The sequence below is a fragment of the Microbispora siamensis genome (assembly GCF_016863095.1).
In the GTDB taxonomy this organism is placed as follows: Bacteria; Actinomycetota; Actinomycetes; order Streptosporangiales; family Streptosporangiaceae; genus Microbispora; species Microbispora siamensis.
This window is the reverse complement of sequence record NZ_BOOF01000028.1, coordinates 114,388-133,792: the sequence shown is the minus strand read 5'-3', so window position 1 is coordinate 133,792 and position 19,405 is coordinate 114,388. Positions and strand designations below refer to the sequence as shown.

The 19,405-nt window shown below is 72.8% G+C and carries 14 protein-coding genes and 1 pseudogene; 9 read left to right on the top strand and 6 right to left on the bottom strand.

Annotated features, from left to right (window positions below; all coding sequences use genetic code 11):
• Positions 1–18: 18 nt before the first annotated feature.
• The 5 genes from Msi02_RS23315 to Msi02_RS23295 all read left to right on the top strand — a co-directional run bounded on the left by Msi02_RS23315 (position 19) and on the right by Msi02_RS23295 (position 6,300).
• Positions 19–1,512, top strand: a complete 1,494-nt coding sequence (locus Msi02_RS23315; RefSeq protein WP_204050250.1) for an MFS transporter — start codon at positions 19–21, stop codon at positions 1,510–1,512.
• 309 nt (positions 1,513–1,821) lie between these two features.
• Complete coding sequence (locus tag Msi02_RS23310) at positions 1,822–3,048, top strand: ATP-grasp domain-containing protein (protein ID WP_204050249.1); 1,227 nt, start codon at positions 1,822–1,824, stop codon at positions 3,046–3,048.
• Positions 3,045–4,322: an MFS transporter gene (locus Msi02_RS23305; protein ID WP_079314379.1), complete on the top strand. Its 1,278-nt coding sequence runs from the start codon at positions 3,045–3,047 to the stop codon at positions 4,320–4,322. Before Msi02_RS23310 ends, Msi02_RS23305 begins: the two co-directional genes overlap by 4 nt.
• A 15-nt stretch (positions 4,323–4,337) precedes the next feature.
• Complete coding sequence (locus Msi02_RS23300; protein WP_204050248.1) at positions 4,338–5,114, top strand: cupin domain-containing protein; 777 nt, start codon at positions 4,338–4,340, stop codon at positions 5,112–5,114.
• A 169-nt stretch (positions 5,115–5,283) separates the two neighbouring features.
• Positions 5,284–6,300, top strand: coding sequence for an aldo/keto reductase (locus Msi02_RS23295; RefSeq protein ID WP_204050247.1), 1,017 nt, complete (start codon positions 5,284–5,286; stop codon positions 6,298–6,300).
• Positions 6,301–6,303: 3 nt separating this feature from the next.
• Here the strand turns inward: Msi02_RS23295 and Msi02_RS23290 are convergent, their stop codons facing one another.
• Genes Msi02_RS23290 through Msi02_RS23280 form a run of 3 tightly spaced genes read right to left on the bottom strand, consistent with a single transcriptional unit; the run spans position 6,304 to position 9,027 of the window.
• Entirely contained in the window at positions 6,304–7,017 is a 714-nt protein-coding gene (locus Msi02_RS23290) for a response regulator transcription factor (protein WP_079314382.1), read from the bottom strand.
• On the bottom strand, positions 7,014–8,102 hold the full coding sequence (locus tag Msi02_RS23285) for a sensor histidine kinase (RefSeq protein WP_079314383.1): 1,089 nt from the start codon (positions 8,100–8,102) through the stop codon (positions 7,014–7,016). The genes Msi02_RS23290 and Msi02_RS23285 overlap by 4 nt, the downstream gene beginning before the upstream one ends.
• 43 nt (positions 8,103–8,145) lie before the next feature.
• Complete coding sequence (locus Msi02_RS23280; protein WP_204050246.1) at positions 8,146–9,027, bottom strand: UbiA family prenyltransferase; 882 nt, start codon at positions 9,025–9,027, stop codon at positions 8,146–8,148.
• Between the two features lie 363 nt (positions 9,028–9,390).
• On the opposite strand from Msi02_RS23280, the gene leuA reads away from it, so the two are divergent.
• From leuA to Msi02_RS23260, 4 genes are all read left to right on the top strand, one after another.
• Positions 9,391–11,124, top strand: a complete 1,734-nt coding sequence (gene leuA / locus Msi02_RS23275) for a 2-isopropylmalate synthase (protein WP_239108638.1) — start codon at positions 9,391–9,393, stop codon at positions 11,122–11,124.
• Positions 11,125–11,214: 90 nt separating this feature from the next.
• The gene (locus Msi02_RS23270; RefSeq protein WP_079314386.1) at positions 11,215–14,013 is read left to right on the top strand and encodes a helix-turn-helix transcriptional regulator; all 2,799 of its coding nucleotides are present in this window, start codon (positions 11,215–11,217) and stop codon (positions 14,011–14,013) included.
• 71 nt (positions 14,014–14,084) lie between these two features.
• Positions 14,085–15,410, top strand: coding sequence for an APC family permease (locus Msi02_RS23265; protein ID WP_204050244.1), 1,326 nt, complete (start codon positions 14,085–14,087; stop codon positions 15,408–15,410).
• 108 nt (positions 15,411–15,518) lie between these two features.
• Positions 15,519–16,160, top strand: a complete 642-nt coding sequence (locus tag Msi02_RS23260) for a phosphatase PAP2 family protein (RefSeq protein WP_079314387.1) — start codon at positions 15,519–15,521, stop codon at positions 16,158–16,160.
• Here the strand turns inward: Msi02_RS23260 and Msi02_RS23255 are convergent.
• The 3 genes and pseudogenes from Msi02_RS23255 to Msi02_RS44580 form a co-directional block, all read right to left on the bottom strand.
• Positions 16,123–16,785: a response regulator transcription factor gene (locus tag Msi02_RS23255; protein WP_275414163.1), complete on the bottom strand. Its 663-nt coding sequence runs from the start codon at positions 16,783–16,785 to the stop codon at positions 16,123–16,125. The genes Msi02_RS23260 and Msi02_RS23255 overlap by 38 nt on opposite strands.
• 41 nt (positions 16,786–16,826) lie before the next feature.
• Positions 16,827–18,467, bottom strand: coding sequence for a sensor histidine kinase (locus Msi02_RS23250; protein ID WP_204050243.1), 1,641 nt, complete (start codon positions 18,465–18,467; stop codon positions 16,827–16,829).
• Positions 18,468–19,274: pseudogene (locus Msi02_RS44580) on the bottom strand (tyrosine-type recombinase/integrase); the annotation flags it as partial.
• Positions 19,275–19,405: the final 131 nt, after the last annotated feature.

The window sequence follows — 19,405 nt, the reverse complement described above, 5'->3', positions numbered from 1 at the left end:
GCCGACGAGGAGATTCGCATGAGCGGAACGACGGCGGCCGCCCGGCGCGGCCGCGCATGGATCGAGCACTGGAATCCTGAGGACGAGGAGTTCTGGGAGACCACAGGACGCCGGGTGGCCCGGCGCAACCTGATCCTGTCGGTCTTCACCGAGCACCTCGGCTTCGCCATCTGGGTGCTGTGGTCGGTGGTGGTGCTGAGCCTGCCCGCCGCCGGGCTGCCGATGAGCGTGTCGGAGTCGTTCTGGCTCGTCTCCGCGCCCAACCTGGTGGGCGCGGCGATCCGGATCCCGTACACGTTCGCGGTGCCGCGCTTCGGCGGCCGGGCGTGGACGACGATCTCGGCGGCCCTGCTGCTGGTCCCGTCCTCCCTGCTGGCGTTCGTCGTGCCGAGCGGCTGGCTGGCCGCGCAGGACCACGACACGAGGTTCTGGATCCTGCTCGCCTGCGCCGCAGTGGCGGGCGTCGGCGGCGGCAACTTCTCCTCGTCGATGGCGAACATCTCGTTCTTCTATCCCGAGCGGCGCAAGGGCTTCGCGCTCGGCCTCAACGCGGCCGGCGGCAACCTCGGCGTCGCGGTCGTCCAGCTCCTGGTGCCGCTGGTGGTCGTCGCCGGCGTGCCCGTGGCGGCGTCGGGCACGCGGGTCCACCTCGCGTACGCCGGTCTGGTCTGGATGCCGTTCATCGTGGTGGCCGGGATCGGCGCCTGGCTGTTCATGGACAGCCTCGCCGAGGCCAAGGCCGACCCCCGGTCGTACGCCGCGGCGCTGCGGCACGGGCAGACCTGGATCGTGTCGCTGCTCTACGTCGGCACGTTCGGCTCGTTCATCGGGTTCTCCTTCGCGCTGCCGCTGGTGACCAGGACGACGTTTCCCGAGTTCCTCGCGCAGCACCCGTTCGTGCGCGACTACCTCGCCGGGCTCGGCTTCGTCGGGGCGCTGGCCGGGTCGGTCGCCCGGCCGCTCGGCGGCCGGCTGTCCGACCGGTACGGCGGGGCCCGGGTCACGCTGGCCGTCTTCGGCGGGATGGTCGCGGCGACCGTCGCGGCGGCGGCCGGGGTGATCCGCCACGACTTCGGCCTGTTCTTCTGCGCCTACCTGGTCGTCTTCGCCTGCTCCGGCGTGGGCAACGGCTCGACGTACCGGATGATCCCGGTGATCTTCGGCGAGCTGGGGCGCAGGGAGGCGGCCAGGCGCGGCCTCGACCCGGCGCTGACCGCGACGGACTACAAGCGCAAGGCAGCGGCCGTGATCGGCATCGCGGGGGCGATCGGCGCGTTCGGCGGGTTCCTGATCCAGCAGGTGTTCCGCCTGGCGAGCCTCGATGCGGCGAGCGCGATGAAGGGCATGACCGGCGCCGCCGCGGCCCGCGTCGCCCAGGAGCACGCGGGGTGGTCGCTGCCTGCCCTGTGGATCTTCGTCGGCTCCTACGTGCTGCTCGCCGGGCTCACCTGGTGGACCTATCTGAGGCGCGGGCCGAGCCGTGCGCCGAGCTTCGCGTACGCGCAGGTGTGAATTTTCGTAGTACTCCCGCGTAACCAAAGTTGTAGGCCGTCTGCCCCTTCCGTCATCAGGCCCGGTCATTAGGGTGCGCGGCCGTTGTAGGGCCCTGTGCCCATGCCTAGCGTGCTGGTCGGAGGGCCCGCGAAACGGCTCGTACGGGATCTGGAGGGATTTCGATGGCACGTCGCATCCGCGTGAGCAAGCCGACCAGGAAACCCCAGTCGAACTCGCCCGATCTCCGCACGCCGTCGGGCCGCGAACTGCCCTACTGACCACTTCACAGCACACAGCCGCTTCCAGCAGAAAGAAGGGAGGATCCCGGTGAGCGATCTCGTCATGGTCATGCCCTACCGGGCGTTCGTCATCAAGGCCCGAGAGGAGGGGCACCGGATCTGCGCGGTCTGGGATCCCACCCTGCAGACGCCCGACTACCTGGCCGGCATCGCCGACCTGGCCGACGCCTTCGTGCTCACCGACTTCGCCGACCCCGTCGCGTTCGACCGAACCGTACGGCAGGCCGTGCGCGACTTCGGCGCCGACCTCGTCTACCACATCGGGGCCGAGGAGAGCATGCTCGCGACCTACCGCATCGCGGAGGACCTCGGCAAGGCGGTCAACCCCGCGCGCTCGATCGAACTGCTCAACGACAAGCTCCAGCTGCGGCGGCTGCTCGCCGAGCACGACCTGTCGCCGGTGCGGTTCGCCCACGCGGCGCGCTGGCAGGACGTGCCTGCCCTGCTCGGCGGCTTCGACCTGCCCGTGGTCGTCAAGCCGACCGAGCTGGCCGGCAGCCGGGGCGTCTACCTGCTGCGCGAGCCCGGCCAGGTCGCCGAATGGGGCGCGCTGCTCGACTCGTACGGCTACGGCGGCCCGGTCCTGGTGGAGGAGTACCTGCGCGGCCCCGAGTACAGTGTGGAGTCCCTCAGCGACCACGGCCGCCACCAGGTGGTGGGCGTCACCCGCAAGGTGCTCGGCCCGCCGCCGCTGTTCGTCGAGGCCGGGCACGTGCACCCCGCGCAGGCCGGGCCCGACACGGCGGCGATGGCCGAGCTGACGGTCGAGATGCTGCGGCTGACCGGCTACCAGACCGGCCCGGCCCACACCGAGATCATCTGGACCGCCGCCGGTCCCCGGATCGTCGAGTCGCAGGCGCGGCTCGGCGGCGACCAGATCCCGCGCCTGGTGCAGCTCGCCACCGGGCTCGACATCGAGCGGGCCGTCTTCCGGATCCTCGACGGCAGGCCGCCGGGCACGGTGGAACGCCGGGCGGTCGCCCACATCTCGTACTTCAGCCTGACCCCCGGCGAGGTCCGCGCCGTCTCCGGTGTGGAGGAAGCAAGGGCGCTCGACTTCGTCGACATGCTGGAGTTCCCGTTCCGGCCGGGCGACCGGATCCCGGAGACGGTGGACTGGCGCACCCGGCACGGCTTCGTCGTCGTGACCGGGGAGACCGAGGAGCAGGCCGTCGCGCGGGCGCGGCACGTCCACTCGCTCGTACGGGCCGAGGTGGGCGAGCCCGTCGCGGCCGGGGCAGGCGTGACGTCGTGAACCTGGCCGCGTTACACCCGAACCTGCGGGTCCGCATCGCGGTCGGCTTCCTGCAGCGGCTGCTCGACTCGATGGTCATGTCGTTCATGGCCATCTACCTCGCCTTCGAGTACGGCGTGGCGGTCGCGGGCGTGCTGGTCGTGACCGTCATGGTGCTCGGCGTCGTGGGCACGCTGGCGGGCGGGCACATGTCCGACGCGCGCGGGCGGCGGCGCACGCTGCTGCTCGGCGAGACCGGCGTCTGCCTGACGTTCGCGCTCATGGCGGTGGCCGACTCGCCCGCCTGGCACAGCCCGGCGATCGTCTACTGCGGCTATCTCGTCAACAAGTTCGCCGCGAGCTTCGCGATGCCGGCGAACGACGCGATGATCCTCGACGTCACGACCCCCGAGAGCCGCAAGCTCGTCTACACGATCAACTACTGGTCGATCAACCTCGCGCTGGCCATCGGCGCGCTGCTCGGCGGCTTCCTCTACAACGGCCACTTCACGTTGCTGCTGGCCCTGGCCGCCACGGGCACGGTCGCGATCGCCGCGGCCACGTTCTTCCTCATCGCGGAGACCAGGCCGGAGGAGACCGAGCAGGCGGAGTCCGGCGCGGCGGCCGAGCCGCGCGGGTCGATCCTGCGGGACTTCGCCAACGGCTACCGGCTGGTGCTCCAGGACCGCGCCTTCGGCCGGCTGCTGGTGGCGGCCACGCTGTTCATGTGCATCGAGCTGCAACTGATCAACTACATCGGCGTACGGCTGGCCAGGGACCTGCCCGCGCAGGACCTGCTGTCGATCGGCTCCTGGGCGGTCCGGGTGGACGGCGTCGAGATGCTCGGCATCCTCCGCGCGGAGAACACCGTGCTGGTCGTGGCGCTCGCGCTCGTCGCCCACCTGGTGCTGCGCCGCGTGCCCGACCGGGTCCGGCTGTACGCCGGGGCGGGCCTGTTCACCGCCGGATACATGGTGCTGGCCGTCAGCGACACCGGCTGGGTCCTGCTCGTGGCCGCGCTGGTGCTCACCGTGGGTGAGCTCATGGACGTGCCGGTGCGGCAGGCCCTGCTGGCCGACATGGTCCCGGCCGCGTCCCGCACCCGCTACATGGCGGTCTACAACCTCAACATCCGGGTGGCCCTGGTCGTCGCGTCGCTGTGCATCACGATCGGCTCGGTCCTCCCGCCGTGGGGCATGGCCGCGCTGTACGGCGTCTTCGGCCTGGTGATCATCTGGCAGTACCACGCGATCCTCACCCCCTCCGCCGCCCGCGCGGAACTCGCGCGGGCGTGACCAGGGAGAGACCCCATGAACCTGACCACACAAGGGATCGGCACGCTGCTGCGGGGCGCGGACCTGGAGTATCGGCGCCATGGCGACTGCTGGGTGAGCCCGGTGGCCGGCCCGCACATCGGCGCGCGGCACGCCGCCGTCGACGCGGTCCGCATCCCCGCGGGCCGTCAGTGGTCGCCGCCCGGCGCGGCGGCGGCCGAGCAGGTCGCGGTCGTGCTGGCCGGCGCGGGCGTCGGCACCGTCGGCTACGAGATCAGCCGGATGCGCGCCGCCTCCGCGCTGTACTCGCCCATCGGCAGCACGTACTCCCTGTCGGCCGGCGACCGGGAGATGACGGTCTACATCTGGAGCGCCGTGCCGTCCGAGGGCGGCACGGTCCGCACCATCCCGCCCCGCACCGGCCCGGTTCTGTTCCGCTCGCTGTGGAGCGGCGAGACCTGGCTGACCCCGCCTGCCGCGAACGTCCTGTTCCGGCCGGCGACCGGCTGTGCGGGGCTCTGCCTGCGCTGCGGGATCATGCTGCCGGGGGAGACGCTCGGCGTCCGCCCGCACGAGGAGAGCGAGGCGGTGTACTTCGTCTTCGAGGGCGAGGGGCAGTTCTACCTGCACGACCGGTGGGTGGACCTGGGGCCGGGCGACGGCGTCTTCGTGCCGCCGGGCGTCCGGCGCGGCGCCCGCAATCCCCACGCGGGCCACCTCGCCAGCCGCTTCGTCGTGTTCGGCGGTTCCATGGCGGGAATTCCCGCATATCTGGCAGATGATTTGTCGGATTTGCAGCACGAACGGTCGTAGCGGTAGGGGAAAATAGGGGTGGAAAATCCGCCTCGCACAATCTTGAGTGGTACCGGGTGCATCCTCGCGTTTCTCGTACCTCCTTTACTTCCAGCGGTGTCCACGTGAATGACCAAGCGAAATCGAAACCCTTCAAGCGGTCACGGCCACGCGAGTCGCGGGCGGCGTCATGCGGCGCGTGAGCCTCGGCGGGCAGGGCCTCGTCTCCACGAGCCTCGGGCTCGGCTGCACCGCGCTGACCGGCGCGTACGGCCCGGCCGACCCCGATGAGGCGATGCGGGTGGTGCGGCGCGCGCTCGACGGCGGCGTGTCGCTGATCGACCTGATCGACGCCGACGCCGAGGCCGAGCGCCTGGTCGGCAAGGCCGTCGCACACCGGCGCGACGAGGCCCTGATCGCGGCCGGTCCCGGTTCGGTTCGGTGGGACGGTTCGGTTCGATGGGCCAGTGCGGTTCGAGGGGCCGGTGCGATTCGAGGGGCCGGTGCGGTTCGGGGGGCCGGTTCGGCCCGGTGGGAGGCGCGAGACTTCCTGTCCCGTCCGGAGAACCTCGGCCGCGCCTGCGACGCGTCGCTGGCCCGCCTGGGGATCGAGCGGATCGACCTGTTCGTGGTGGACCCCGACGCCAGCGGAGCGCCGATCGAGGAGACGATGGGCGTGGCCGGCCGGCTCCAGGACGCCGGGAAGATCGCGCACATCGGCGTCCGCGCCCTGGACGGGGACCGGTTGCGGCGCGCGCACGCGGCGCGGCCCGTCGCCGCCGTCGCGGTGGAGTACTCCCTGTGGCAGCGCCGGGCGGAGCGGGAGCTGCTGCCGGTGGCGCGCGAGCTGGGGATAGGGGTCATCGCCGGCAGGCCGCTCGGCCGGGGCTTCCTGACCGGCCGGATCACCTCGCCGGTCCACCTCGGCCCGGGGGACGTACGCTGCCTCGATCCGCGTTTCTCGCCCGAGAACCTGGAAGCCGAGCTGCTGCGGCTGCGCGACGCCCAGCGGGTGGCGGCCGAGATGGACGTCGGCATGGGGCGGCTGGCCATCGCGTGGCTGCTGGCGCGGGGCGACGACATCGTGCCGGTGCCGAGCACGCGCGACCTGGTCCACCTGGAGATGAACCTCACCGCGACCGGCATCCTGCTGCCCGAGCCGGTCAAGGCCCACCTCGCCAGGACGTTCCCGCTGGAGGAGGGCTGAGGCTCAGGGGAACGAGCGCTGCCCCCGCAGGCCGGGAGTGTTCGGGCGGGGGCGGGGCGCCGGCTGGTCGCGGCGCGGCGAGATGAGCGAGGCGGCCAGCGCCTTGTTGACCGCGTCGATCCGGGAGACCGCGCCGAGCTTGGTGAAGATGTTGTGCAGGTGCCGCTTGATCGTCGCCTCGGTGAGCGTGAGCCGGGTGGCGATCTGGTAGTTGCTCAGCGCCTGGGCGGCGAGTTCGAGGATCTCCCGCTCCCTGTCGGTCAGCACCACCTTCGACCCGCCGCCCTGCACCTGCGCGAAGGAGTCGCGCGAGACGGCGAGCACGAGCCGGTCGGGCTCGTTCCTGACGCTCCTGACGGCCGAGATCAGCTCCTGGCGGTGCACGCTCTTGAGCAGGTAGCCGCGGATGCCCGCCGCGAGCAGGCGGCTCAGCAGCTGCGGGCCGTCGTACATGCTGAGGATGATGATCTGGGACTCGGGCGAGATCTCGCGCATGCGGGTCACCGTCTGCGTGGCGTCGTCGCCGGGGATCTCGACGTCGAGGAGGACCACGTCGGGCCGCTCCCGCTCGACCAGGGCCACCGCCCCGTCGGAGTCGCCGGCCTCGCCGACGACCTCGAAGTCCTCCTGGGCCTCGAGGATCTCGCGCAGGCCCTCCCGGAACAGCGCGTGGTCGTCGATGACGGCGATACTGATCATGTTGTCCGTTCCGGTCATGCGGTGAGCCCTGGAAAGGGCACGTACAGTTCGACGTGGGTGCCGTGGCCCGGCCTGCTCGTGATGGTGGTCGTCCCTCCGATGATCGCGGCCCGTTCCTGCATCGACATCAGGCCCACCCCGTCCGACCGGCCGCTTCCTTCGGCGAAGCCCATGCCGTCGTCCTCCACCGACGCCCGCAGTTCGTGGGGGGCGAAGTCGATCCGGATCAGCACCTTGGCGGGGTTGCCGTGCTTGAGCGCGTTCCTGGTCGCCTCACGCAGGATGAGGAAGGACTCGTCGCGCACGGCGGGGGAGGCCCACGTCTCGTCCCCGCTGACCCGCAGCCGGATGTCCACCTCGTCCATGTCCACGGTCTCGAGGTAGTACAGCAGGGCCTTCTCCAGGCTGTTGAGCGGCTCCTGCGGGTGCAGGTCGCTGGTGACCGCGCGCAGGTTCTGCATGGTCTCCAGGATGGCCTGCTGGGCGGTCTCCACTTTGGCGGTCGCCGTCGCCGGCTTGCTCGCCCGGTGCAGGTCGTACAGCTCCAGTTGCCGGTGGGCGACGCTGAGGCCGTGCCCGAGCCGGTCGTGCAGTTCGCGGGCGATCCGGCGGCGCTCCTCGACCTGGGCCTCGTGGACCTTGTCGAGCAGGAAACTGGAGTAGCTGGCCGAGGCCTCCCTGATCCGTGTCGTGATGCTGCGCTCCAGCCCGAGCACGACCAGTGTGAGCAGCCGCATCGACTCGGCATCGCCGGGCATGCGCTCCAGCAGGCAGGTCACGACCGCCTGGAACCACACCGACGCCGCGCGGAGCGACTCGTCCGGATGAACCCCGCTCGCCGCCCTGGTCGCCCCCACCTCCCACGCGATCATCTTGTGGGAGTCGCCCACCTTGATGCTGCCGGCCCGCAGCGTCTCCGCGACGTCGTCGAGGATCTGCTCCGCGTTCGCCAGCGCCTGCCGCAGGGCGATCGGGTCGCGGCTGATCGGGCTGTCCAGTGCCGCCAGGTTCCGTGCGTACGCTTCCAGAATCTCGGAGCGATGCGCTTCGAGGAAACCCTCGAAGTCCGGGACCGCCGGTCCCAGTTCTCCATCTCCCGCCAATGGACCCTCCGAGAGGAAGCGGACGAGTGCCCTCCATCCTGGACTAAGCCGCACGCCCAGACAATAAGAATTGTGACACCAGCGGGAGAAGAACAGCCAAATGCACAGCGTATTGCGTCGTCATGAACGCCCGGTAGGGCAGGCGGCGGCGCACCCGGGACCCCCGGGAAAGCGGAGTAAGAGTGACGACGGTGAGCAGCGCGGCGCCGGTGAGCATCACGGCCGGCGCCATGCCGAGCGGCACCCGCAATAGCAGCGCGACCGCGCAGAAAGCGAGCGCGACGCAGGCGGCGACCGCCGACAGCAGCAGCCTGACCGGCCATTCTCCGCGGCTCACCGCGAACGTCGCCCGCCCGGCGGAGCGGTCGCCCGCGATGTCCGGCAGGTCCTTCGCCGGCGTGCCGACCAGGCCCATCCACAGCGACGCCGCGACGGCGAACGCGGGCAGCGCGATCATCTCGCGCCCGCCGGGGCCGGTCCCGTACGAGGCGTATCCCGCGCAGTAGGAGAGCAGGCCGGACACGCCGCCGACCACGACCGTGGCGCTGGACCACTTCTTGAGCTGGAAGGGCGGCGCCGAGTAGAGGTAGCCGAGCACGAGCACCGCCGTGACCAGCCAGATCATCGCGCCGCCGAGCAGCAGCGCGCCGAGCAGGGCGGCCGCGGCGGCGGTCCAGGCGACGATCCAGGCCAGTTCGGGGTCGAGGTCGCCGCGGGCGATCGGCCGGCGCGAGCCGTTCACGCGGTCCTCCCGCACGTCCGTCACGCCGTTGAACAGGTAGACGAAGAAGATCGCGCACTGCCACACCAGGGCGCCCGCCAGCAGGCGGAACGGGTCGGCGGGGGCGAGTCCGGCGTCCACGGCCGCGCCGGCGGCGAACCGCAGGAAGAAGATGGCCAGAACGGACGGGCGCGCCTCGGTCACGCACATTCCGAAGATTCGGAAAGGCGGAATCGAAATGGCTGGGAACGCTGCTCTGCTCATCGACATGACCCGGAGTATGTGTCCGATTCAGGGGGTCGTTAAGAGGGCCGCCCGGGAGGTTGTACCGGGCCTACAACTTTCGATACCCCTACCGATCGTCCGGGTGATGCCGGGCGCACTCTAGTTGCTTCTCCCTTGCCCCTTGACCAGGGCGCTTGTAGCTTCGGCAACGTGCCGGTCAGCGAATCGCCGGAAATTCGGACGGCCTTCCGGAAGGAAGTCGGCGGGATTCGCGGACAGCTTTTCGGAAAACGGTCGGTCGCGAATTCGGTGACATGGTCGCCGATGAGAAAGGAATTCCTCATGAGCAGCTCTCCTTCCCGTTACTCGGCCTTCACCCCCGTCCGCCTGGCGGACCGGCGCTGGCCGGACCGGACGATCGAGGCCGCCCCGCGATGGCTGTCCACCGACCTGCGCGACGGCAACCAGTCGCTGGTCAACCCGATGAGCCCGGAGCGCAAGCTGGCGATGTTCGACCTCCTCGTACGGATGGGCTACAAGGAGATCGAGGTCGGGTTCCCGGTGGCGAGCCAGGACGACCACGACTTCGTGCGCATGCTCATCGAGCAGGACCGGATCCCCGACGACGTGCGGATCTCGGTTCTGGTGCAGGCGCGGGACGAGCTGATCCGGCGGACCGTGGAGAGCCTGGCCGGCGCCCCCCGGGCCAACATCCACCTCTACAACGCGACGGCCCCGCTCTTCCGCCGGGTGGTCTTCGGCATGACCCGCGACGAGTGCAGGGACCTCGCCGTCGAGGGCACCCGCCTGATGATGAAGTACGCCGAGGCGACCCTCGGCGACTGCGACCTGGGGTTCCAGTATTCGCCCGAGCTGTTCAACGAGACCGAGCCCGAGTTCGCCCTCGAGGTCTGCGAGGCGGTCATGGACGTGTGGCAGCCGGAGGAGGGCCGGGAGATCATCCTCAACTTCCCGACGACGGTGGAGCGGTCGCTCCCGCACGTCTTCGCCGACCAGATCGAGTGGCTCGACCGCAACCTGTCGCGCCGCGAGCACGTCTGCCTGTCGATCCACCCGCACAACGACCGGGGCACCGGCGTGGCCGCCTCCGAGCTGGCGCTGCTGGCCGGCGCGCAGCGGATCGAGGGCTGCCTGTTCGGCAACGGCGAGCGGGCCGGCAACGTCTGCCTGGTCACGCTCGGCCTGAACATGTACACCCACGGCGTCGACCCCGGCATCGACTTCTCCGACATCACCGAGATCCGCCGCACCGTCGAGTACTGCAACGAGATGCAGGTCAGCCCCCGCCACCCGTACGGCGGCGACCTCGTCTACACGGCCTTCTCCGGCTCCCACCAGGACGCCATCAAGAAGGGCTTCGACGCGCTGGCCGTGGAGGCAGGTGAGGCCGGCGTGGGCGTGGACGACCTGCCGTGGCGGATGCCGTACCTGCCGATCGACCCCAAGGACGTCGGCCGCACGTACGAGGCCGTGGTGCGCATCAACAGCCAGTCGGGCAAGGGAGGCGTGGCCTACATCCTGAGCGCCTGGCACGGGCTGAACCTGCCCAAGAACCTGCAGGCGGAGTTCGCCCGCGTCGTGCAGGCCCACGCGGACGGCTCGGGCGGGGAGATCACCCCGGCCGTCGTCCGCGATCTGTTCGACGAGGAGTACCTGTCGCGGACCGAGATCACCGTACCGCTCGGGCTCGGCGGCCGGCCGCTGCAGACCACGTTGTACGTCGACGGCGCGCGCTTCGACGTCGCCGGGCCGCGGGCCGACGCCATTCGCACCCTGGGCGCCCGGCTGGCGGTCTGGAACGTGGACGTGCAGATGGTCCACCGCACCGGCGTGGAGGCCGCGGCCGGGAGCGCGGAGGACCGGGAGGTCGCGGTCTACGCCGAGTGTGTGATCGACGGGCGGCAGGTCTGGGGGGTGGGCCTCGACCACGACGTGGTCGCCGCGTCCTTCGCCGCCGTCCGCTCGGCGCTGGCCCGCGCGGGTGAAACGGATGGGGAAGGCGCGGGGGAGCGGGCCGGCGAGAGCGTTTCCGCGCGAATGACGCTGGTCGGCTGAACGCTGCTCAACACTGAAGCTTTACAGAAGTCACGGCAATTGTGAACCGGCCGCGCGGCCGAGAATCGAACGGAATTCGGGAGGCTCATTATGGCCCTGGTGGAGCGGGAAGAGGTGTTGGCCTCCCTTGAGGACATGCTGGCCGACGCCGTCACCGGCAGAGGAAAGATCGCCATCGTCGGCGGGCCCGTCGCGACGGGGAAGACCGCACTGCTCAACACTCTGGTCGAGGACGCGCTGGAGCACGGCGCCCTGCCGCTGACCGCGACCTGCTCGCAGGCGGAGTCGGGACTTGCACTGGCCGTGCTGTCGCAGATCCTGCACAACGCGCCGCTCACCCCCGACGAGGAGGAGCGCACCCGCAACCTGCTGCACGAGGGCGCCCGCTGCGCCATGTCGGCCGACCCGCTGGCCGACTACGTCGACCAGGTGGACGCCCACATCGTGCACGCCCTGTGTATGGTGCTGCTCGAACTCGCCGAGCGGCACCCCCTCATGATCGTGGTGGACGACATCCAGCACGCCGACCGCGCCTCGCAGCTCTGCCTGGCCTACCTCGCCCGCAGGCTGCGCTTCGCCCACATCCTGGCGATCTTCAGCCAGTCGGAGGAGTCGTGGAACGCCCCGACGCTGTTCCAGACCGAACTGCTGCGCCAGCCGCACTGCCGCCGCCTCCCGCTGTCGGCCCTGTCCCGCGAGGGCGTCGAGATCATGGCCGCCGACATCGTCGGTGACGACGTCGCCCGGCGGCTCGCCGCGGACTGGCACGCGGTCAGCGGCGGCAACCCGCTGCTCGTGGGCGCGCTCATCGAGGACCACCTCGCCGCGGCCGACGCCGGAGGCGCCACGGCCGAGACCGAGGCGGACGCGGGGATCGACGAGATCGTCGCGGGCGACGCCTACCGCCAGGCGGTGCAGTCGTGCCTGCGCCGCGGGCACCCGCTCGCGGCCCGCGTCGCGCGGGGCCTGGCGGTCGCCGCCGACCCCGGCCACCTCGACCGGCTGCTCGACCTCGACGCCGGCGTCGTCGTCCAGGCGCTCAACGCGCTGCACAACGCCGGGCTGGTCGGCGCCGACCTGCACCTGCGCCACCCCCAGGCGCGCGCCGCCGTGCTCGCCGACCTCGACCGGCACGAGCGGACGGACCTGCACCGCAGGGCCGCCGAGCTGGCGTACGGCCAGGGCGCACCGGCCGCCGTGATCGCCGAGCACCTGCTGGCCGCCTCGCACAACGGGGGGCCCTGGGCCGTGCCGATCCTGGAGGAGGCGGCCAGGCAGGCGCTCAGCGAGGGACGCGTCGAGCCCGCCGTCGACTACCTGCGGCTGGCCGACGGCGCGTGCACCGACGACCAGCGCCGGGCCACCATCAAGACGACTCTGGTGCGGGCGGAGTGGCGGCTCAACCCGAGCGCTCCCGCGGCCCACCTCGACGAGCTCACCGACGCCATGCACCGCGGCCACCTGCGCGGCTCCGACGCGGTCGTGCTGGCCAAGGCGCTGTTGTGGCACGGCCGCTTCGACGACGCCCGCGACGTGCTCGACCACCTGGGCAGGATCGGCTCGATCATGGACGCGGAGACCGTGGCCGAGATCCGCGCCGCCCGGCCGTGGCTGCGCTGCTCCTACACTCCGTTCCTCGCGCACATCCCGAGGGTCACCGACATGAGCACGCAGGCGCCGCCGTCCGCGCCGGTCATCGGCAGGCTGGAGGCCGCCACCGCGCTCGCGGCGGTGCTGACCAAGGGCCCGCACCCCCAGACGCTGGCCGACGTGGAGCGCATCCTGCGCGGCTCCCGCCTCGACGACATGTCGATGGACGCCGTCGAGTGCGCCCTGCTCGCGCTGATCTACGGCGAGCGGCCCGACCTGGCGGCGCCCTGGTGCGACCTGTTCTTCGAGGAGGCCGCCAGCCGCCGGGCCCCCAGCAGGCAGGCCCGCCTCGCGGCGCTGCGCGCCGAGATCAGCCTGCGGCAGGGCGACCTGGAGGGCGCCGAGGGCCTCGCCCAGATGGCCGTACGGCTCATCCCGCCGACGAGCTGGGGGGTCGCGGTCGGCGCCCCGCTGTCGGTGCTGCTGACGGCGGTGACCGCGATGGGCCGGCTGGACGAGGCCGTGCAACTGGTGAACCAGCCGGTGCCCGAGGCCATGCTCCAGACCCGGTACGGCCTGCACTACCTGAACGCGCGGGGCCGCTACCACCTGGCGACGGGCGACCTCGGCATGGCGCTGCGCGACTTCCAGACCTGCGGCGAGCTGATGGGCTCCTGGAGCCTCGACTCGCCCGGACTGGTCTCCTGGCGGACGGGCGCGGCCGAGGCGCTGATCGGCATGGGCCGCCCGGAGCGGGCCCGGCCGCTGCTGGACGAGCACGTGGCGCGCTGCGCCCCCGGGCCGGTGCGCGCCCGTGGGACCGGTCTGCGGCTGACGGCCGCGGCGAGCGAGCCCAAGCAGCGTCCCCCGATGCTGCGCCGCGCCGCCGACATGCTCCAGGCGAGCGGCGACCAGTACGAGCTGGCCCGGGCCCTGGTCGATCTGGCCGACGCCTACCAGGCGGTGGGAGAGCTGCGCCGCGCCCGTACGGTCGCCAGGCAGGCCCAGCGGATCGCGGAGGAGTGCGAGGCCGTCCCGCTGGTCAACGCGCTCACCCAGGGCGCTCCCGCGCAGCCGGCCGAGCCGCCCCGCACGGACAGCGGTCCGGGGACGCTGAGCGAAGCCGAGCGCCGGGTGGCCTCGCTCGCCGCGGTCGGATACACCAACCGCGAGATCGCCGACAAGCTGTACATCACGGTCAGCACGGTCGAGCAGCACCTGACCCGGATCTACCGCAAGCTCAACGTCACCCGCCGTTCCGACCTGCCCGCCAGCCTCGAGTTCAGCACCTCCGCCTGAGACAGCTCCCCGATCTGGGCCGGCCGGGGAATCCCCGGCCGGCCACTCCCCTGACTGGAAGGTGAACGCGCATGACTCGGACGAGCGTCACCCCTGCCGTCACATCCGCCGTCACATCCGCCGCCGCACCCGTCACCACACCGGCGGGCCGCCTCACGGCGGCCCAGGGCGCCGCCATGTACGTCGGCGCGGTGCTCGGCACAGGAGTCATCGCCCTGCCCGCGCTCGCTGCCCAGGCGGCCGGGCCGGCGTCGCTGCTGGCCTGGCTCGGCCTGGTCGTGCTGTCCGCCCCGCTGGCCGCGGCCTTCGCCGCGCTCGGCGCGCGCCACCCGGACTCCGGCGGCGTGTCGACCTACGCCCGCCTCGCCTTCGGGGACCGGGCCGCGGTCGTCGTCGGCTGGTGCTTCTACTTCGCGATCCCGCCGAGCGCCGCCGCCGCGGCGCTGTTCGGCGGCGAGTACGTCGCCGCCGCTGTGGGCGGCGGGACCGGCACCGCGACGCTGACGGCGGCGGGGCTGATGGCGATCGTGACCGTGTCGAACGCCTCAGGGCTGCGGGTGACCGGCCGGGTCCAGCTCGGGCTGGCGGGGCTGCTCGTCGCGCTGCTCGTGGTCGCCGTCGCGCTGTCGCTCCCGCACACCGACGTGGCCAACCTGCGGCCGTTCGCCCCGCACGGCTGGACGGCCGTCGCCCCGGCGGCGGCCCTGCTGGTGTGGAGCTTCGCCGGCTGGGAGGCGATCACGCACCTCGCCGCCGACTTCCGCAGGCCCGCCAGGGACCTGCCCAGGGCCGCCGCGGCCGCCGTCGTGCTGGTCGGCGTGCTGTACCTGTCGGTCGCCTTCGCCACCGTCGCCGTCCTCGGCCCGGCCGCCGGGAGCGCACGGGCGCCCCTCGGCGACCTGCTGGCCCTCGGTCTCGGCGGCAACGCCCGGCTGCTCGCCGCCGTCGCCGCGCTGCTGCTGACGCTCGGCGCGATGAACGCCTACTGGGCCGGGGCGGCCAAGCTCGGCGCGGCCCTCGGCCGCGACGGCGCCCTGCCCGGCTGGCTCTCCCGCGGCAGCGTCGCCGGGGAGGTGCCCCGGCGCAGCCTCGCGGTCGTCGCCGTGCTGTCCTTCCTGGCGCTCGCCGTCGTGTACGCGGCGGGGACGGGCATCCGTCCGCTGGTGCTGATGACCAACGGATCGTTCGTGGTGGTCTACGCGATCGGCGTGGCGGCCGCCATCCGGCTGCTGCCGCGTGGCCGGGCCAGGGCCGCCGCCCTGCTCGCGCTCGTGGCGGTCGCCCTGCTGGTCGCCGCGTCGGGCGTCTATCTCGTCTGGCCGCTGCTGGTCGGCGGTGCCGCCCTGGCGTACGCCCGGTTCACCCGCCGGAGGCGGGCCAACCCGGCGGAAGATTGACGAAAGTCAATGGTCACCGGCGACTTTCCGCGACTGCCCGCCGTGCCGTCCGGTCCCTAGGTTCGAGGGGCCGGACGGACCGGCAGGACGCAGCACGGAGGGGAACCGGTGGGCAACGAGATCGAGGACGTCCCGGACATCAGCGCCGAGTGGTACCGGGAGGTCACCGCGTTCGCCCTGCACACCCCCGCATGGGTGCGCGACGCGGCGGAGATCGCGACGGACGCCGTCCCCGCGATCCTCTTGGCGTTCCTCGTCTTCGGCTGGTGGCGGGCGCGGCGGCAGGACGACCGCAGGATGGCGCTCGCCCTGCTCGCACCGGTCGCGGTGGTGACGGCCTACCTTGCGAGTGAGGGCGTCAAGAGCGTCCTGCGGCTGCGCCGGCCCTGCTGGGACATGACCGACGTGGTCACCGTGGCGCACTGCCCGCCGTACGGCGACTGGTCGCTGCCGAGCAACCACGCGACCTTCGCCGCGGCGGCGGCCGTCGCGCTGGTCGCCCTGTGGCGCGGCGCGGCGGTGGTGGCGCCGGTGCTCGCGCTGCTGGAGGCGTTCTCCAGGGTCTTCGTCGGCGTCCACTACCCCCACGACGTGGCGGCGGGGCTGCTGTTCGGCGCGCTGATCGCGCCGCTGGTCCTGCTGGCCCTGCGGAGTCCCGCGACCGCCCTGGTCGCCGCGATGCGGCGGCGCCCGGCGCTGGCGGCGGTGCTGACTACCGCCCGCCCGCCAGTCCCGCCTCGTGGGCGATGACCGCCGCCCGCACCCGGTTGGGCACGCCGAGCTTGCCCATGATCGTGCTCACGTAGGTTTTGACGCTGCCCTCGGCGAGGTGCAGGCGGGCGGCGATGCCCGCGTTCGACATGCCCTCGCCGACCAGGGCGAGCACCTCGCGCTCCCGGGTGGTCAGCGCCGCGACCTGCTCGCGGGCCGCGGCCGAGCGCGACAGCCGGTCGCCGGCGAGCCCCCGGATGACCCGTGCGGCCACCGGCGGCGACAGGTACGCCCCGCCCTCGGCCGCCGCCCGCACCCCCAGGGGGAACTCGCGCGGATCGCCGGTCTTCAGCAGGAACCCCGCCGCGCCGTCGCCCAGCGCCCGCGCGACGTAGGCGTCCTCGCCGAAGGACGTCATGATCAGTACGGCGGTGCCGGGGGCGGTCCTGCGCACCTCGGCCGCGGCGGCCAGCCCGTCCAGGCCGGGCATGCGGATGTCGACGAGCGCGACGTCGGGCCGGTGCGCCAGGACGGCGTCCACCAGTTCACGCCCGTCGGCGGCCTCGGCGACCACGTCGATGTCCGGGTCCGCCGCCAGGATCGCCCGCACCCCGGCCCGGATCACCGGTTCGTCGTCGGCCAGGACCACCCGGATCGCGTGCACGCCTCGATGGTACGGAACCACCGGGATTGTCCGGGCGCCGCTCAGGCGGGCAGGAAAGCCTTGCCGACCAGCCGGCCCCCGGCGAAGCACAGCCGGTAGAGCTGCAACGCGCCGAACGGCTCGGGGCTTGCGCTGTAGTAGCGGCACCGGGCGCCCGGCGGGATCGGCGGCTCGGGCCACGACGGTTGGTCGACCCTGGTCCTGGCCGGCAGCACCGCCGCGACCTCCCGCTCGGCCTGGCCGACCCGCAGCTTCGCGAACTCGGCCGGCGGCAGGACAGAGGTGGCCGCCTCGTAGACCGTGAACCCCAGCACGAACGCGACGACGCCGGCCGCCGCGGCCAGGGAGACCAGCGCCGCGGCCAGCCGCGTACGGCGCACCCGCCGCCGGGCCAGCGCCAGATCCAGCTCCACCGGCCGCGGCGCAACCCCGGGGCCGTCGTGCTCGGCCCCGGTGAACTCGGAGACGAGGAACTCGGCCGGCACGGCACCGGCGGGCCGGGCGGCGGTGTGGGGCAGCCGTACGGTCAGGGTGAATCCGCCGCCGGCGGGACCGCTCTCCAGGGACCCGCCCTGCAGCCGGACCCGCTCCGCCAGCGCCCGCAGTCCGTGTCCGCCCGTCACGCCGCGGCCCGGCTCGTGCGGCGCGGCGTTGGCGACGGTGACCACGGTCTCGCCCGGTGTGTGCGCGAGCCGTACGGTGACCGGGGCGCCGGGCGCGTGCTTGGCGGCGTTGGTCAGCCCCTCCCGGACGGCCCGCCGCACGGTGGCGAGCGCCGGCGCGGGGATGCGCGCCTCCTCCTGCGCGCCGTGCAGGGTGACCGGCATTCCTGCGGCTGCGGCGCGCCGGACCAGTTCGCCCACGCTCTCCTCGGGCGGATCCGCGTACGTCGGGTCCTGGTCCGACGTGCCGGGGCCGTCGCCGTCCCTGAGCACGGCGACGATGTCGCGCAGGCGCTCCGACGCGGCCGTGACCGCCTCGCGGGCCTCGCCCACCGCCCGGCGCCGGCTCTCGGGGAGGTCGGCGGCGACCTCCAGGGCGCCGATCCGCAGCGCGACCAGGCTCAGGTCGTGACCGAGCAGATCGTGCATCTGCCTCGCGATGGCCGCCCGCTCCCGCAGCCTCGCCTGCTCGGCGAGCATCCGCCGCTCGCGCTCCAGATGCCCGGCGCGTTCCCAGCCCGCCCTGGTCAGGGCCAGGCTCTGGTGCCTCGCGTGACCCGCGAGCCACGGGACGAGTCCGAACAGCGCGATGCCCGTGACCGCGAAGAACCACGCGCCCAGATCCCACTGCGCCGCGAGAAGCCACCGTACGAACGGGACGACGGCGGCGGCGACGACCGCGGCGGCCGACAGGCCGAGCAGGGCGGGCCGGGCGCGGGCCATGCGCACCCCGGCCAGGTAGCTCATCACCGCCAGGGCCGGGAAGAAGACGGTGGGGTCGCCCCGCACGGCCACCGAACCCGCCCACAGCGCGGCCGTGACGAGCATCGCCCCCAGCGGCCGGGGCCGGGCGAGCGCGACGGCGACGCCGATCACCACCAGGCCCGCGATCACCTCGGGCCAGGAGTACCTGTCGGCCAGGATGGTCGTGAGGCCCGCCCACAACGCCGGCAGGCCGAGGACGGCCCAGAGGACGGCACAGAGCAGGACGTCTTTGAGGTATGCCGCTTTCCTCCCCACTCAGGCAACGGTATCCGCAGGTCGCGGGACCCGGACGAATCCGTGGAGGGTCCGGGCGCTGGCGTGGCCGGACAGGGACATCAGCATCGGCGCGGACCAGCCGTCCTCGGCGAGGTGGGCCAGGCGCGAGTGGCGCAGGCGGTGCAGCGTGTAGCCGCCGCCCTCCGGGTCGAGGTCCCCGGTGGCCCGTTTGAACAGGTACTCCGCCCGCTCGTACGACAGCCGGCCCCGGCCCGTGTGCGGGCACAGGTCGGTCGCCGCCGGCATGCGGCCCGGCCCCGGCCTGCGGTCGGCGAGGAACAGCGGGCCCCGGCGGCGGTCTCCGACGAGGACGGGCAGGAGTGCTGCCGTGCCGGACTGCCAGCGCAGCCAGTGCCGCCTGCCCTTCACCTCGCCGCGCATGCCGGGCAGGTCGAGGTCCTCCACGTCGAGCGAGAGCGCCCATTCGGCCGGGGCCGCGCTCTCGTACAGCAGCAGCCACAGCGTGCGCTCGCGCAGCGGGATGTCCGGCCGCTCCCACAGGATCTCCAGCCGCGACCGGTCGATGGGGCGGGTGCGGTCGCGAGGTTCGGGCCGCCGGTCGAGCGGGGCGGCGAGGTCGGCGGGGCCCCAGCCGCGCTCGGCCGCCCACGTGGCGAACGACCGCAGCGCCGCGCGGTGCCGGTTCCAGGTCGCGCCCGCCGCCGTGCCCCACGCCGTGGCGAAGACCTCGGCGATCCGGTGGGAGGTCACGTCCCGCAGCGGGACGTCCTCGCCGAGGTGCCGGCACAGCCGCGCCAGGGTCTGGTCGTAGGAGCGGACGGTGCCGGCGCTCAGACCGGGCCGGGCGAGGAAGAGCCGCATGGCCTTGCCGAGGGTGACGCCCCCATCCGCCGGTCCGGCCGCCGGTTCGGCCTCCGCGGTCTCCGGTTTGGCCTCCGGTCTGGTCTCGGTGGCCG